We start from the raw sequence: 15,461 nt of genomic DNA, 5'->3' as shown, positions 1-15,461 counted from the left end.
TGGCGGTATTCACTCGCTTGGCCACCGGCCAGATCACGATGAGCCAGGCTCAGAGCCAACTCCCAGCCTCAATACCTCCGGACGCGCTCACCCGCGAACTGCAGGGAGTGCAACGACTCGAATCGGACGGCGCCAGCGCCCACGACGCCATCGGCCAGGCCGCCGGCACGGTCGCCCAGAGCTGCCCCTAATGGCCGCCCACACACTTCTTCCAGAACCGCCACGACTTGGGGCCGCTGCCGGGAACACCGAGCCGAGACGCCTCAAGACCGCTGCCGCCGCTCTCACAGACAGAGCGAAAACCCCCACCTCGAGCGCCCACCACCCGCACGCCGAGTCGACCGCGACGTGACCCACGCCTGAGAGGAACCACCAGTGGAGTCGCCACCCGAACGGGACACCGACGGGCCCACAGTCACGCTGCCCACGACACCGTCTCGCGCCTCGTGGTTCTGGCCCGGACTGATCACCGCGATCGCCCTCTTTGTCGCCGGCGCGGCCACCTTCGTGATCATTGAGAGCCGCGCAGCGCCCGCCCCGTTCAACACCCCCATGGCCAGCCCGATCCACACCAACGCTCCACCTACGGCGTCAGGCGCGGCGTCGACGGCACCCGAACCGACTGGTTCGTGCGCGGCAACCGTGGAGTCCGCCCTCGAACTAGACAACACCGCAGGCAACCGGATCGAGGCTGTCCGGATATACAAGCAATTCGGGGAATCCTCCCCTGAGAACCACGCCTACGACGACGTGTCCGCCGACTACTACAACACCGCCCATTCTGCCGGGCTCGAAGTCGCCACGCAGCGCTACCAGCGCGACATCGAGTTGAGCTGCGCCGACGACCCCACCTACCGCGTCGGGCAGATGCGCAGCAAAATCCAGGCTCAATTTCCCGACATCAACACGTGGAGCGACACGGAGGTACTCGGCTTTCGATCATGGGTCTGCCCACTGCGCAACAAGCAAGGCAAGCCCGCCGCGGCAGACGCGATACACGCCCGGTACGGCGCGACCACCTCCGCCGCGTATCAGATGATGGACTCATCCTCCTGCTAAGCCTCGCGCACGCGCGGAATCAAGAGTCAATTAGCAGATTGCGGCGGGCGTGTTTTAGCAGCCGATCTCAGTCCAGCCGATGCGAACCGTCTGGGCTGACATAATGGGCGGCTCCGGATGATATGGGCCGCCGAAGGGTTGTAGTTATCGAAGGTTCAGGTTCGCGGGGTTCGGGCGGCCCGCACGCGTAGCCGGCTGGTCCGGCCTGCTCAGGCCTGTAACAGGTCCTGAGCCTTCGACGTGATCCGCGGGGCTCGGTGGAGCTGTTCTGCGAGCAGGATGATGATCCTTTCGGGGCCGCGCACGAACGCTCGACGACTGCCTCGCTGACCCGGTGGCTCATCCCGAAGTCGTCCGTGTTGGCGACCGGCATGCGCGCGTCGGGGCCGAACGCGTCGGGACCGAAGCCGAGAAGCTCACCGGCCCGCGCGCCCACCCGGGTTCTGCTCTGGCCGGACGCGGTGAGGGGGAGGGGTTTCGCTACCGCCGGCGAGCCGGCTGCGGTGGGCGCGCACCCGGTGGCGGACGCCGCAGATGGCGGCGGAGCACCAGCGGCGGCGTCCGGTGACGTCGTCGTACAGCATTGCGCAGTCGTGATCATCGCAGGTCCGCAGGCGGGCGGCGGCGGGGCCGCAGAGGTGCTCGGCGGCCTGGCGCGCGATCCGGGTGAGGGCGTCGGCCGCCGTGGCCGGGGGTGCCGCTCGCAGGTCGGCCGTCAGCTGGATCGGGGTGTCGTGTGCGAGGACGGCATTGAGGGCCTCGACGTGGGCGGGGTCGGGCGCGTGACCTGCGGCGGCGGCGAGTCCGAGTGGGCGCAGCAGTTCGCGCAGCTCGTGGGCGCGCACGACGTCGTCGGGGCCGGGCGTGGCGAGGGGGGATAGGTCCTCGTGCTGGAGCCACCTGCGCAGGAGCTCGACGCTGTCCATGCGGTCGACGGGGTCGGGGCCGTAGGCGCTGCCGACCGTGGCGAGGAGATCGAGCCAGATCGCGCCGGTGTCGAAGCGCTGGGCGGGGTCGGTCGGCACCACTTCATCGTAACGGATCGACCTGTTACGGTCGCGCTCATGCTGAGTAACACCTATAGCTGTTACGTCGAGGTCCCCGGTCCGGTCGCGCGGGACCGGGCGGGATCGGGCCGCCTGGTCGGTCTCGTCCTCGCGACGGGTTTCGTGCTGGTGTGGGCGAGTGGCTACCTCGTCGGTGACCTGGGGACCACTGCCAGCGCGCCGACGACGCTGCTGTTCTGGCGGTTCCTGGTGGCGACCGCGGTGATGGGCGCCATCGCCGCGGTGACCCGGGCGCCGTGGCCGACGCGGCTGCGGGACTGGGTGCGGCCGGCCGCGGCGGGGGTGCTTCTGCTCGACGTCCAGTTCGCCGGCGTCTATACGGGACTCTCGCTGGGGGTGTCTGCGGGTCTGGCCTCGCTGATCGTGAGCTCGAGTCCCCTCGTGATCGCCGTGGCCGGCATCGCGCTCGACGGTGAGCGGCTGCGTCCCGTCGGCTGGCTCGGACTCGTCCTCGGTCTCGCCGGGGTGGGTGTCGCCGTGAGCTCGGAACTCTCTGGCGGGGCGCGCACCTCGGCGGTCGTCCTGTGCGTCGTCGGGCTCGTGGGATTCGTCGCCGGAACCCTGCTGCAGAAGCACGCCCCCGCCTCGGCCGACCTGCGGACCGGCACGACGATCCAGATCGGCGCCGCGACGATCGTCTCGGTGCCGCTCGCGGCCGTCGGCGGCGGGTTCGCGCTCCCACTCACGGCGGTCGCCGTCGGGTCCGCGCTCTGGCTCGCGGTCGTCAACTCGGTCGGGGGGCTACTGCTGTTCTTCGTCATCCTCCGGCGCCGCAGCGGCGCGGGAGCGACGAGCGCCCTGTTCCTCGTCCCGCCGGTCACCGCGCTGCTCGCCGTCCCGGTGCTCGGGGAGCCACTGGACATCGCGGCGCTCGCCGGGGTGGCCCTGGCGGCGGTCGGCGTCGCCCTGGTCAGTCGGTCCGAAAGCGCCGGCACCCGTCAGCTCCCCGATGCACGCGACTTCCCCGACGTGGTCAGCGAGGCCAACGACCCGCAACACACCCAGCAGTTCCGCGACAGCGTCGGCTGACATCCGCTGCGGGTTCCGTGTCGCGCGGGCCGACGCAGCGTTCCCGGCCGCGCTGCGGACTGCCCCCGGCAAGCAGGACGGCGACATCGTCACAGTGCACCTGCTCCAACGACGCGGACGCTGAGCCCCCCGACTGACCGCGTTCTGATGCAGCCGCCACGACACGGCCCCTGTAGTGGAAGCTTTTCTCTTGCTGGCGCTGCTTAATCCCGCTCTCCAAGCCGCCCCCGAGGGCCTCAAGGCCGGGACGGCGCGCACCGTTGACCGATAGCCCGGATATCTGACAGCAATGGACTTCGGAGACTCGTCCACAGGACCACGGGTCGACCCCCGAGAGGTCCTCCGGTCCATCACGGAGTTGGTCGGCGCGCCGTCGTTGCCGTGCCACGTCGACCTGCGCGGCAGTCGTCGCAACCACGTAGCAGGCGAGGAATCCAAGTGGGACCCAGTGAGGAAAGCCGCCGTCCCCGGCGCTGGCCATCGCCCAGCCCGCGACGACCATCTCCGTGCCCAACAGCCTCACGAGCAGCTGGCCGGCGGCGACCGCATGGGCAGCCGCCCATGGGTGCAGCTCCCCGGGCAGCGCCTCACCTCGCCGCAAGGCCCGGCGGACCAGGCGCACGTTCTCTGGGCCGAGCACGATCGGGATGCGGGACTGTTGAGCGCGGGTGAGCCACGGCTGCCCGGCCCATCGCCACAGCCCGGACGCCGTCGCCCCGAGAATGATCGCAGACATGACCAGGACGCCGGCCCGGCCACGGAGTTGGGGATCGGCGGGGAGGCCCTGCACCAGAGCCGGGACCGTGTACCCGGTGACGTAGACCGCGGCGGCCGCCCCTGCGGTCCAGGTGAACCTCGCCGAGGGACGGGCCGGCCGCGGCATCGTCTCGCGCAGCAGTTCGTGGGCGGGGATGGCGCGAGGCCGGATCGCGGCGAGCTCGAGGCCGCCCTCGCCCCCCGACCCGGCGCCGCCAGCTCCGCCCGGCGCGCACAGCTCGAGCGGGCCCACCGCGCCGACGGCTACGCGCGGCGCGTCGACCGGCACCGCGCCGCCGAGGTGGACCTGGCGGTCATCCGACGAACGGCCCTGTGACCGCGACGGCGGGGGAGCCGAACACCGAGCTGCAGTTGAACACTGGCACCTGGGTGACGTTTCCGCTGCTGACGCCCGGACTGTTGCTCGCGGTGCCCGTCGTCGTGCAGGACGGAGCCGCGGCGTGACCGTGGCCCGACCCCTCGGTGGCCGAGGCGGTTCCGGCCGCCAGGAGCGGGAGGCCCAGCAGCCCGGAACCAACCACGATCCCGGCAACGGTGCGACGGACGCTCATATTCTCTTCAGACGTCGAGGTGCGGGCCGACGCCTGACAGCGGGCCCGGTTCTGCCTTAACAACGACACATCGCCCACGAGGGATGCGGACGGCGGTCGAGCCGCCGTCACGGACGGCTGGGCCACGGCCGCCCCGTCAGCGGGGCCACCTGCTTGGTTGCAGCAGCGATGTGTTGATCTCGCCACCGTGTGGGCACCGGTGTCGACACAACGGGCCGGAATCACGCTTTCACCGCCAACCCCACGGCGATCAGCACTCACTCCGACGAGCGCCACCGGCAGCCAAAAGCAGTCGCCGCCGAGAGGAGGGGGCCGAGCACCGCGACCAGCGCGGCCGCCGCGGCGACCACGACGGCCGCGCGCCACTCCAGCGCGACCCGGCCTCGGTAGGAGCGGTTCACAAGATCCAGCATGACCGGTTCTCCTGGGGAAGGCACCAGCCGCTGCAGCTCGAGGCGGCTCTGCCCGTCGGGGGTGCCCGGCCCGTGCACGGACACGACGACGCTCGACCGTCGCTCACGCGCAGCCCGACGCAGGTCGATCGAAGCCGTGATTGAGTTGTCAGGTCGACGCTATATCAGCGACGATGGTTGTTTCATCTTCGTCAGGGGGTGGGGTTCGTGAGCGAAGACGCGGAGGCCCCCGACGCGGACGCGGTCACCCGTCGGCGGGACGGGCTCAGCGACGTGCAGGACGTAGTCGTCGATCAGCGGGAGCAGCGCGCCGACCGCCGGGAGGCCGAAGCTGACCAGCGAGATGGGCGCGCCGACGCGCGGGACACGGTCGCCGATGAGCGCGAACAGCGGGCCGACGACCGGGAGGTCAAAGCTGATGACCGAGAGCGCCGCGCTGACCGGCGCGAGGCGACTCAGGACGAGCTGGCCCGGGCTCTCCGGGTCACGACGGGCACTCTCCTCGATCGTGCTGAGCAGGCGTTGGACCGCTCCGCCGAGGCCCTCAGCCGCTCGGCCGATCGCATCGAACGCGTACGGGACTCCATGGATCGTCTCCGTCAGAAGGCCATTCGTGACCAAGCCGAGATCGACCGCGCACGCATAATCGTGCCGGACCGGCCATGGTAAAGAGCAATCCGCGTCCCCTACTGGTCGTTGAGGCAGCCCTTCCCAGGCTCGAATGTTGTCACCGGTGATCCAGCACCTCTCCGCACCAGCCAGGCGGGCGACAACCTCAAGGGCCACGCAGCCGTTGCATGACGACGAGATTGTCGGTGAACGTCCAGGGAACAGCGTCGGGGCCGGCTTCGGGCCGATTCGCGCTCTCCGGCGGCGGGGCCCACACCACCGCGAGCGCCCGCACCATCACCTCGGTGCAGAAGACCGCCACCGGTTCCACGGTGACCGGACCGCGATCACCAGCTCCGGGAAGTCGGTGCCGTTCACGCTAACCGTCGTGGACCGGGCCGGGGGCCGTGACCAGGTCACCGTGCGCCTCGGCTCGACCATGGTCGCGGAGACGCTGGGCAACAGGGACATCACGCGTCCTGACCGCAAGGAATGGCACTCTCGCGCACGGCGCCAGGGGGACAAGGGGTGGTCGCACCAACGCTGCTCATGGCCTGTGAGACGACGTCGATAAGGCGCTCGGCTGGTCAGTCCCAGTCGAGCGTCTTGCAGGTCGTAACTTCGGCCGCGACGGCGGCGAGATGGTCAGGGACGCGGACCGAGAGGTCGGCGCCTCCCGGAACCGGGTGCGCAGCAACTCGACGCGGAACAGCCGGTTCTCGTCCAGCCCTCCTCCCTTGACGGGGTCGACCGGGCGGCGGAGACCGCGAAGGTTCCTCAGGGCGGGGACCGCGCGTATCGGGGACCGATAACCGGATGTATGACAGAGGCTCGGCTCCGGTTCGGGGTGACAGGGCTCCGAGCACCGGCACCCGCTGTGGCCTCGGGCTCGCTGCAGGTGGGCGGCTCATTTCTCGAGGAGCTCGTGTACGTCAGTGCTCTCCGAGCAGGTTGGTACGGACGTCGACCCGACGACGCCCACGGCCTCCTCGACGCCGCCGCCTACGAGGCCAGCGACACCGGTGTCCCCGGCGACTGGACCGTCCCCGCAAGACTCGCTGACCGCATCACCGCCGTCACACCGAAGCGGATCATGGAAAGCAGCCGATTCGCTCATCGCGACTGATCAACAACACCTGCGGCCTGATCTCTCCTCGCAGTCCACGCCGACCTGCTCACCGAAGGCTAGCGGGACGTCCTGCACGTCGTCCCGGATGCGCGCTTGACCGGTCGAGGTCGGTTACGTGGTCGCCGGGGATAACAGCGACGCGTGCGGGCAGGTGCTCGTCGACTTCCTCGGCGAGTGTCGACCGACGGGCCTGTGTGACGCCCGATCGGGTGGGGTCAGGCGGGTAGAGACCGGAGAGGATGGCGCCCATGGCCGAGCAGGACCTGATGCCCGCCGCGTTCCTCGGGCACGGCAACCCCATGAACGCGCTCGCGGTCAACCGGTACACCGCCGCGTGGCGGTCGCTGGGCGACTCGGTGCCTCGTCCGCGGGCGATCCTGGTGATCAGCGCCCACTGGTACATCAACGCGTCCGCGGTGACCGTGATGCCCCGGCCCCGGACCATCCACGACTTCTACGGGTTCCCGCCCGAGCTGTTCGCCGTCGACTACCCCGCGCCGGGCCTGCCCGAGCTCGCGGAGGAGGTGAGCGACGCGGTCCACCCGACGTGGGTGGGCGCCGACGTCGACAGCTGGGGGATCGACCACGGGACCTGGTCGGTCCTGCTGCATGCCTTCCCGGACGCCTCGATCCCGGTCGTGCAGCTCTCCATCAACGCGGAGAAGCCGCTGGACTACCACCTGGAGCTGGGAGCTCGGCTCGCGGCGCTGCGCCGTCGGGGTGTGCTCGTGATCGGCAGCGGCAACGTCGTGCACAACCTGAGCGCGATGAGTTGGGAGCTGGCCGACGACGGGTACGCCTGGGCTCGGCGCTTCAGCGACCAGTCCCGGGAGCGGATGCTGACCGCTCCCACCGAGTTCGCCGCGCTCGACGGCCATCCGGACTTCCCGGCGGCCGTCCCGACTCCGGACCACTTCATCCCCGCCCTGTACTTCGCGGGATTGGCCGGAGCAGACCCGGACCCGAAGCTGGACGTCCTCGTCGATGGGTATGCCTACGGGTCGCTGTCGATGACGGCCTACACCCTCGGTGCCACGTGTCCCGCGACCAGCGGCGGCGACGGTGTCCCGCAGCCACCGGCCGACCTCCCCCCGGACGCCTCCAACATCTGACGTGCCGGAGCGGCATCGGGGTGCCTGGTTGACGGGAAGTGCCGAGGGCTCGGATCAGACGAGGGCAACGACCTGCTCGGGGCCGTCTCCGGCCTCACCGCCCGGCGGGTCGACGCCCAACTAGGTATCCCGTTCCGTCGCGGAGTGGCCCACCTGCTGAGGCGGACGATCACTGAGACGACGCCGTCGCGACCCATGGGTGATGAAGCGATCGAGGCAAGCACTGTTCGGAGCCTACGTCGCTCGCGGAGCGCGACCGCTGCGACGCCCTCAGTCGTTCAGTAGGTCACTACTGCAGACGAACCGGAGCGCTTTCCCCATCCTCCCCTCGAAGGCCGGCCGTCTCGGCATTCGGTGAGGTGGAAAGGCGGGAGGTCCCGCGGCGATGACTACTCGAACGCCCCTGGTCACCCTCGGCGTCGTCGCGGCGTTGCTCGTGCTCCTGATCGGAGCGAACACGGCGTTGGTCGGTGGGCGTTCGGGACCACCGAGCCCGATCGCGGCTTCCGCGGTGGCCGGGACGCCGACGGCGGGCGTTCCGGCGTCGGCTCCGGCCGCTGCCCCGTCGTCGCCTTCCGTGCAGGGCGTCTTCGCCGGACGGACGAGCGACGGGGCGATCCCGGTGGCGATCGCGGTCAACGGCGGTAAGGCGGCCGCGTACCTGTGCGACGGGCGCTCGGTGGAGGCGTGGCTGCAGGGCACGGTGACCGGGACGACGATGACCCTGTCAGGCCATGGTGGCGCCGGACTGACTGGTCACGTTGACGGCAGCGCGCTGTTCGGCTCACTCAACGCTGCTGGTCAACCGGCGATCCCCTTCTCGGCGGCGGTCTCGACGCCACCCGCCGGAGTGTTCCAGTACCGCAAGGAGGTCAACGGCCTTGCCACCCGCGTCGGCTGGGTCGTGCTGCCCGACGGCTCCGAGGCCGGTCTCGTCGACAGCGGGGCGGCGCGCTCGCCGGCGCCGTGGCTGGACCCGGGGACGGGGACCTTCACCGAGAACGGGGTCACCACGACCGCAGCGACGGTCACCGGCACGGACACCGTCGTCGACCCGTGATGCGACGCAGAGACGGGAGCATGCCATGACGCGCAGCGCCGTCCCGGTCCGGACCCCGACCGGGGACCGCTGGTCGGGCTGGTTGATCGGGGCGATCTTCGCCGGCTGCGCGACGGCCCTGATGTTGGGCGTGTACGCGCGTGTCCACCATCCGACGGGCGCCGCGCTGGACCTGGCCGGCTTCTCCAGCGCCGCGTACGCCAAGGCGTGGGTCGCGACCTTCGCGGCGGTCCTGGCGCTCGTGCAGGTCGGCTCGGGCGCCCGGCCGCACCGCACCGAGGCGCCGGCCTGGACCGCACCGGTTCATCGGTGGTCGGGGCGGGTCGCGCTGATTGTGACGGTGCCCGTCGCCGTGCACTGCATGTACGCGCTCGGGTTCCAGTGGGACGGGGTCCGGGTGCTCCTGCACTCGGTGCTCGGGTGTCTCTTCTACGGGGCCTTCGTCGCGAAGATGCTCGTACTGACCCGACGCGGGATGCCCTCCTGGTCGATCCCCGTGCTGGGCGGGCTGCTGTTCACCGCGCTGGCCGGGCTCTGGCTGACCTCGGCGCTGTGGCTGTTCACCACCAAGGGACTGCATCTGTGACGGCCCCTCCGTGCCTCCTCCGGGTCGGCGTCGAGCGCGGCGAGGGCCTCGTCGCGCGCTACGGGGACGTCGTCGTCCTCGTCGTGGGTGAGGAGGAGCAGGCGGAGCGCCTGGTGGACGCCGTCGAGACCGCCGCGGCCGGGGGGAGCGCCGGGCGGATCGCAGCGGCCCTCGCCCAGTGGGTCGCCGGGCGGCCGGACCCGGACCCGGTGGCGTTCGGTCTCGTCGTCCCGGTGCCCGACGGCCTCGTCGTGCTTCTGCGGGGCGAGGTCTGGTGCGAGGTCGTGCAGGGCGCCACGACCATGACCTCAACCGGCCGCGAGACGTCGACGTGGGTGGACCGTCTCGTCCCGGAGCCGGTCCACCGCGTGACCGTGGGCTCCGGAGCGGCCCGGGCGCTGCGTGCCACCCGCCGGAGCGATCTGTCCGGCGGGGTGGTCCCCGGCGCCGGCTTCGTGCGGGAATGCGCCGACGGCGAATACGCCGACCCCCCGGCCGACGCGGCGGTCGTCCCCGACGTCGGGCCGCCTGTACCGCCGGCCGTCGCCGCGGCACCGTCGAGCAGCCCGCCCGTGCCGGCGCGTGGGCCATCCACCGGCGATTCGGCTGCGGCGGTGAAGGCGGAGGCACCAGCCCCATCCGCGGCGCGTGCCGTTCCCACCGCGGCCGCTGCCCCGGGGCCCGACACCGGTCACGCGCCCGCCGGGGGGCCGGCCCGGGAGACTGCGGCGGCCCCGCTGCCGATCGGCGTGCTGCGTTGCGACGAAGGTCCCACCGTGCTCCTCGACCGCAGTTATGTCCTGGGCCGCGATCCCCAGAACGAGCCCGCGGTGCGTGCGGGTCGGGCGACACCGATCACGGTGAGCGACCCGACCAACCTCGTCTCGCGGGTGCACGCGTTCGTGTCCGTCGACGACGGCGTCGTCGTGGTCCGCGACGCCTCGACCGTGAGCGGCACCTATCTCGCCGAGCCCGGCGCCGAGAGCTGGACCCGGGTCGGGACCGGGCCGACCGAGCTCCCACCCGGCTGGCACCTCCGGATCGGCATGAAGGTGTTCGTCCACGAGCCCACCGCCCACACCGCCTCCTGACCGGCGGTCACGCGCTGGGCAACGACGACACCGCGGGTCGGCGGCGCGCGCTGAGCGCCTCCCAGTCACCGCCTCGCACCGCCGCCAGGACGTCCGGCGCCAGGACCGATCCCTGGCGGACCGCGGTCGACAACGCCGCGACGACCGCCGGGTGGTGCCCCACCACGATCGCCCCGACTGCACGACCGTCCGCCACGACGAGCTTGCGGTACGACGGTTCGGCGGGGTCGAGGTCGGACAAGACCTCGTCACCGGTCTCCGGCTCGAAGCGCCCGACGGAGAAGAGGTCGAGGTCGACGCCTTTGAGGATCGTCGCGGGCACTTCGGCGACGAGGCGCTCGTCGCCGCCGAGCGCGTTCACCGCCGCCACCTCACCCTGCTTGGCCGCGATGGGCCACAGACCCAGGACACGCCCGCCGTGCTCTGCGACATCGCCCACCGCGAACACCCCTGGGACGTCGGTCTCCATACGGTCGTCCACGAGTACACCGCGTTTCACGGCGACGCCGGCGTCCGCGGCCAGCCCGGAGTTGGGCCGGATCCCGACGGCAGCCACATAGACGTCGCAGCTCAGCACGCGGCCGTCGGCGAGTGCGACCCCGGTGACGCGGTCGTCGCCGTCGAGGTCCTTCGCCTCGCCCCGATAGAGCACGTGCATGCCCAGCCCGGCGAAGTGGGCGTGGGCGAGCGCGCTCGCCGTCTCGTCGATCTGCTTGGAGAGCAACCGCGCGCCGCGCTCGAGGACGGTGACGCGGAGTCCCAGCTCGTGCAGCGCATGCGCCGCCTCTAGCCCGAGCAGGCCGCCCCCGGACACCACGGCGTCGCGACACCGGCGCTGTTGGACGTAGGCCCGCACCGCGATCGCATCGGCGGCCGAGCGGAGCACGAAGCTTCCCGGCCGGTCGGCGCGGTCCAGCGGCGGCACGGCGCTGCTGCTCCCGGTGGCGATGACGAGCCGGTCGTACGGGATGGTGTCGCCCGTACCGAGGTGGACCCGCCTGGCCCGGAGGTCGATGCGGGTGGCGACGGTGTTCAGCCACGCCGTGACGCCGTGCTCGTCGTACCACTCCTCGGGCAGGAGGTAGAGCCCCTGCATCGCCGAGCGGCCGTACACCAGGCGGGAAATCCCCATCCGGTTGTAGAGCACGTGCGATTCCTGCCCGACGAGGTGGATCTCGCAGTCGGGATGTCCGCGGCGGAGGAAGTCCGCCGCCGTCACGCCGGCGATGCCGTTGCCGAGTACCACGACGCTGACGATCGAGCGGTCGTAGTCCTGGGGTGTCTCGGCGTCGTCGGGTCCACCGGGCTCGGGGGTCAGCGACATCGTCACCGAGCCCGAGCCCTGGACGCGCGCGCAGCACGCCATCCGTGTGCTCGCGCCGAGGCCGAGGCGCCGGAGCGTGTTCGCCTCCTCCTCCTCGGCCGGGGCCAGGCAGTCGCCGCCCCCGAGCACGGCGACGGGATCGGCCCCGCACACTCCCATCCTGCAGCCGGCCTCGATCGGCAGGCCCTGCTGCTCGGCCACCTCGAGGAGGCTGGTGCCCTCGGACACCGATACCGGGGCGCCGTCGTCCACCCGGACCTCGACGGCGTCGTCGCCCGTCTCCGAGGAGCCCGCCGGAGGTGCCGGGCGCTCGACCTCGACCAGCGGCAGCGGCCGGCCGAGAACAGCACCGATCTCCGACTCGTACTGGCGGGACTTGATCACGGTCCTCGCGATCCACAGCAGCGAGAGCAGCACGACGACGACGAAGATCGGCCACCGGAGCCACGGAGCCGCCAGCCCGGTGAGCGTGGCGAAGGAGCCGGCCAACGTGACCCCGGCGAACCAGTAGAAGGTGTCGATCGCGACGGCGGCCCAGATGGCCACGATCAGCGCCGGTCGGTGGGGGAACAGCGCCTGCGCGGCGAAGAACAGCCCGATCGAGCCGAGGAAGAACAGCGCGAGCTGTCCGTAGATCGACCCGAGCGGGAGCGAATGCTGCCCGACGAGGACGAAGAAGCCGAGGACGAAGCCCGGGAGCGCGCCGACGAACAGCCGGCGCGGCGCGGTCCATTCCGGGTCGGGCTCGTGGAGATCAGCCTGGTAGGCGGCGGCGGGCTGGAAGTCGTAGCAGTTCTTGGTGCACGCCACACAGGGTTGGCAGTGGCTGTTGGGGACCTTTGCGAACGGCGTCTGCCCGTAGACTCGCTGGAGGGGCAGCAGCGGACAGATACTGCTGCACCAACCGCTCTTGCCTTTGAAGAAGAATCCGGCGAGGAGCGCGTTGACGATCGTGATGGACAGCAGTATCCCGGTGGCCGCGCCGTTGACGTTGAAGATGGCCAGCCGAGCGCCGGTGATGCCGAAGAACAGGGTGATCGCGACGAGGTATCCGCGGCGGCGCAGCCACTCGGGCACCGTGCCGCCCCGCGTGAACCCGAGGACTCGCGGTGCCTGGTTCGACGCGGCCAGCGGGCAGATGTTGCGCCACAGGCCGGGGGCCGTGAAGAACAGGATCGGAAGCAACGGCACAATGACGCCGAAGAACCAGAACAGACCCGTCGAGGGCGCGACGAACAAGGCGACGCAGAGGGCCACGTAGAGCAGGACGCTGCCGATGCGGACGGCGTGCCACACCCCGATCGGGACCCGCGTCCGCATCTCAGTGGACACCGGGAACACCGTTTCGCCCCGGCGGGGGTATCGGCCGAGCACGCGATCCACGAGCACCGCGGCGGCGGGACGGGGTGACGGGGCGACGGGCGGGGCGGGGGGCGGCGGCACCGGGAGGTCGGCGCCCGAGACGAGCGAGGTGGCCCGCGACGGGGCAGCCACCCGTTCGGTGCGGCCCACCATCACGATCTCGGAATTGCCGAGACGCACCACGTCACCGGGCTCCAGGACCACCCGGCCCCTGACCTCTACGCCGTTGAGCAGCGTCCCGTTGCGGCTCTCGAGGTCCACCAGCGACAGCCCCGTCGGGGTCGGCACCAACCGCAGGTGACGTCGGGAGACACCGGGATCCGCGAGGTTCTCGCCGTCGCACTCCCGTCCCACCTCGATCGGTTGATCGAGCACGAGGCGCCGCACGGCACGCCCGGGTTCGCGGATCTCGACGATCGGGTTGCGGTCCATTCACAACTCCCGCTCTCGGGCGCGGACGATTCGCCGACGCGACCGGCCGATAGCTACACACCGTAGAGGTGGGCTGGAGCCGATTTCTACGACGAACGAGTGTCGGCTCGGCTGCGATCCCGCGAGGACAGGCCTCTTTTCGCACATTTGCTCACTTTGTCGGAACGCGTCACGGCGGACGGTAGCGAAGTCGTCACGAAGCCGTACGACATTCGGGCACCGATCTCGGTCGGCTCGGCACTAGGATCGCCCCGACGACCGAGACTCACGCGAGGAGCCGGTATGTGCCGCTCACCCCGAGTATCCACGGTATCGCGATGAGCGATGACGCGGAGCGCCTCCGAGAAGCCTTGCCCGCCTACGAGATCGGCGAGGTGCTTGGGCGTGGCGGATGGGGCGTGGTGTTCGGTGCGCACCACCGCCATCTCGATCGGGACGTCGCGATCAAACAGCTCCCCGCGACCTTCGCCGCCGATCCCGCCACACGACGCCGCTTCGCCTCCGAGGCGCGGGTCCTGGCCTCTCTCGACCACCCGCATGTCGTTCCCGTGTACGACTACCTCGAATGCGACGACCTGTGCCTGCTCGTCATGGAGCAATTGGGCGGCGGGTCCCTCCGCGAGCGGACGGCCCGCGAGGGATTCAGTCCGCAAGCCGCTACTGCCGTCGTCCTCGCCTGTGCCGCCGGACTGGCCGCCGCACACGGTCGCGGAGTCCTGCACCGTGACATCAAGCCGGAGAACATGCTCTTCACCACCAGCGGGGTCGTGAAGGTCACCGACTTCGGCATCGCCAAGGTGACCGGCGGCGCGGACACCGCCGTGACCCGTGCCGGCGACGTCCTCGGCACCGCCGCCTACATCGCACCGGAACAGGTGCGTGGCAGCCCCCTCTCGCCCGCCACCGACGTGTACGGCCTCGCAACGTTGCTCTACGAGCTCCTCGCCGGCGCGCTCCCCTTCACCGACAACGGGGACGTCCTGTCCCTGATGTTCAAGCACGCCTACGAGGAGCCCGCTGCTCTCCGGGCGGTAGCCCCCGACGTCCCCGAACCGATCGCGGCCGTGATCATGCTGAATCTCGCGACCGACCCCGCGCACCGCGCCGGGAGCGCCGAGACGTTCGCGACGACACTCGCCGAGGCCGGGGCCGCGGCCTGGGGACATGGCTGGCTCGGCCGAGAGGGCGTTCCCGTGCTCGGAGCCCCCGCCGTCCTGGCCGCCGCCGACCGGGAGCCGGCGGCTCGGGATCGAGCGCCGGAGCCGGGGCCAGGAGCCGGCACTTCCGGCCCGGCCCCGGCCACCGGCCCCCTCTCCCGCCCGACCGACGCACCCGTCGAGTCGCGTCCCACGCCGCGGACGGCCGGGCCTGCCTCGAGGACACCTACCGAAGATCGCGCCGAGCCTCCAGTTTCGGAGCCCGATGCAACAGGACGTCGGCGCTGGCTCTACATCGTGATCGCCGCGGTGGCGGTGGCCCTGAGCGTGCTGGCGCTGCTCTTCCTGCCGCACCTGGTGGCGGTCTACCCGTCGCCCGGGAAGTGACGGGTCACTCGGAGGAGCGCCCGGCAGCGTTGGCTGGTCCGGTCGGGCGGCTGTCGTGTCTGCGGGGCGTCTCGACGTTGACCGCGACCGGGCTCTGCGTCGAGGTCGCCGACTGGCACCGCTTCACCGGCGCCACCACCGGTTCCTACCTCGGACTGGTGCCCTCGGAGTTCTCCTCCGGCGCCCGACGGGTCCAGGGCGGGATCACCAAGACCGGGAACTCCCATGCCCGTCGCCTGCTGGTCGAGTCGGCCTGGCACCACCGCCGTCCACTGCGCTCGAGCCGGGAACGAGCCCGACGTGCCGACGGGCAACC

15 protein-coding genes are annotated in these 15,461 nt (G+C 71.1%); 10 read left to right on the top strand and 5 right to left on the bottom strand.

The window, feature by feature from the left end:
• The first annotated feature begins 375 nt into the window (after positions 1-375).
• Complete coding sequence (locus A3CO_RS38125) at positions 376-1,059, top strand: hypothetical protein (RefSeq protein WP_157647625.1); 684 nt, start codon at positions 376-378, stop codon at positions 1,057-1,059.
• A 416-nt stretch (positions 1,060-1,475) separates the two neighbouring features.
• On the opposite strand, the gene A3CO_RS38720 is transcribed toward A3CO_RS38125, so the two are convergent.
• Complete coding sequence (locus A3CO_RS38720; protein ID WP_169510953.1) at positions 1,476-2,084, bottom strand: CGNR zinc finger domain-containing protein; 609 nt, start codon at positions 2,082-2,084, stop codon at positions 1,476-1,478.
• Between the two features lie 39 nt (positions 2,085-2,123).
• Here A3CO_RS38720 and A3CO_RS32560 point away from each other — a divergent pair, with 39 nt between their 5' ends.
• Together A3CO_RS32560 and A3CO_RS38715 are read left to right on the top strand one after the other, a co-directional pair.
• Complete coding sequence (locus A3CO_RS32560) at positions 2,124-3,155, top strand: DMT family transporter (RefSeq protein WP_018333245.1); 1,032 nt, start codon at positions 2,124-2,126, stop codon at positions 3,153-3,155.
• A 901-nt stretch (positions 3,156-4,056) separates the two neighbouring features.
• Positions 4,057-4,248 (top strand): hypothetical protein, encoded by a 192-nt coding sequence (locus tag A3CO_RS38715; RefSeq protein ID WP_018333244.1) that lies wholly within the window; start codon positions 4,057-4,059, stop codon positions 4,246-4,248.
• Here the strand turns inward: A3CO_RS38715 and A3CO_RS40395 are convergent.
• Both A3CO_RS40395 and A3CO_RS0115910 read right to left on the bottom strand, forming a co-directional pair.
• Entirely contained in the window at positions 4,226-4,483 is a 258-nt protein-coding gene (locus A3CO_RS40395; RefSeq protein ID WP_084681942.1) for a chaplin family protein, read from the bottom strand. The genes A3CO_RS38715 and A3CO_RS40395 overlap by 23 nt on opposite strands.
• Positions 4,484-4,740: 257 nt before the next feature.
• Positions 4,741-4,896, bottom strand: coding sequence for a hypothetical protein (locus tag A3CO_RS0115910; RefSeq protein WP_157647624.1), 156 nt, complete (start codon positions 4,894-4,896; stop codon positions 4,741-4,743).
• A 207-nt stretch (positions 4,897-5,103) separates the two neighbouring features.
• On the opposite strand from A3CO_RS0115910, the gene A3CO_RS32555 reads away from it, so the two are divergent.
• On the top strand, positions 5,104-5,565 hold the full coding sequence (locus tag A3CO_RS32555; protein ID WP_157647623.1) for a hypothetical protein: 462 nt from the start codon (positions 5,104-5,106) through the stop codon (positions 5,563-5,565).
• A 106-nt stretch (positions 5,566-5,671) separates the two neighbouring features.
• Here A3CO_RS32555 and A3CO_RS38120 read toward each other — a convergent pair whose 3' ends face one another.
• Positions 5,672-5,827 carry a hypothetical protein gene (locus A3CO_RS38120; RefSeq protein ID WP_018333240.1) on the bottom strand — a complete coding sequence of 52 codons (156 nt, stop codon included), beginning with the start codon at positions 5,825-5,827 and terminating at the stop codon, positions 5,672-5,674.
• Positions 5,828-6,882: 1,055 nt separating this feature from the next.
• On the opposite strand from A3CO_RS38120, the gene ygiD reads away from it, so the two are divergent.
• The 4 genes from ygiD (at position 6,883) to A3CO_RS0115875 (ending at position 10,483) form a co-directional block, all read left to right on the top strand.
• Entirely contained in the window at positions 6,883-7,746 is an 864-nt protein-coding gene (gene ygiD, locus A3CO_RS0115890; protein WP_018333239.1) for a 4,5-DOPA-extradiol-dioxygenase, read from the top strand.
• Between the two features lie 385 nt (positions 7,747-8,131).
• Positions 8,132-8,806 carry a hypothetical protein gene (locus A3CO_RS0115885; RefSeq protein WP_169510952.1) on the top strand — a complete coding sequence of 225 codons (675 nt, stop codon included), beginning with the start codon at positions 8,132-8,134 and terminating at the stop codon, positions 8,804-8,806.
• Between the two features lie 25 nt (positions 8,807-8,831).
• Complete coding sequence (locus tag A3CO_RS0115880; protein WP_018333237.1) at positions 8,832-9,392, top strand: DUF6529 family protein; 561 nt, start codon at positions 8,832-8,834, stop codon at positions 9,390-9,392.
• Complete coding sequence (locus A3CO_RS0115875; RefSeq protein WP_018333236.1) at positions 9,389-10,483, top strand: FHA domain-containing protein; 1,095 nt, start codon at positions 9,389-9,391, stop codon at positions 10,481-10,483. Before A3CO_RS0115880 ends, A3CO_RS0115875 begins: the two co-directional genes overlap by 4 nt.
• A 7-nt stretch (positions 10,484-10,490) precedes the next feature.
• On the opposite strand, the gene A3CO_RS0115870 is transcribed toward A3CO_RS0115875, so the two are convergent.
• The gene (locus A3CO_RS0115870; protein WP_018333235.1) at positions 10,491-13,601 is read right to left on the bottom strand and encodes an FAD-dependent oxidoreductase; all 3,111 of its coding nucleotides are present in this window, start codon (positions 13,599-13,601) and stop codon (positions 10,491-10,493) included.
• 317 nt (positions 13,602-13,918) lie between these two features.
• On the opposite strand from A3CO_RS0115870, the gene A3CO_RS32550 reads away from it, so the two are divergent.
• Both A3CO_RS32550 and A3CO_RS32545 read left to right on the top strand, forming a co-directional pair.
• Positions 13,919-15,145 (top strand): serine/threonine-protein kinase, encoded by a 1,227-nt coding sequence (locus tag A3CO_RS32550; protein ID WP_085942372.1) that lies wholly within the window; start codon positions 13,919-13,921, stop codon positions 15,143-15,145.
• A gap of 29 nt (positions 15,146-15,174) precedes the next feature.
• Positions 15,175-15,461, top strand: a 287-nt coding sequence (locus A3CO_RS32545; RefSeq protein WP_425393412.1) for a transposase, incomplete at its 3' end; no start/stop codon positions are given.

The sequence above is a fragment of the Actinomycetospora chiangmaiensis DSM 45062 genome (assembly GCF_000379625.1).
GTDB classification, from domain to species: Bacteria; Actinomycetota; Actinomycetes; order Mycobacteriales; family Pseudonocardiaceae; genus Actinomycetospora; species Actinomycetospora chiangmaiensis.
The sequence above is the reverse complement of the archived record's forward strand: the minus strand, read 5'-3'. Positions and strand labels throughout refer to the sequence as shown.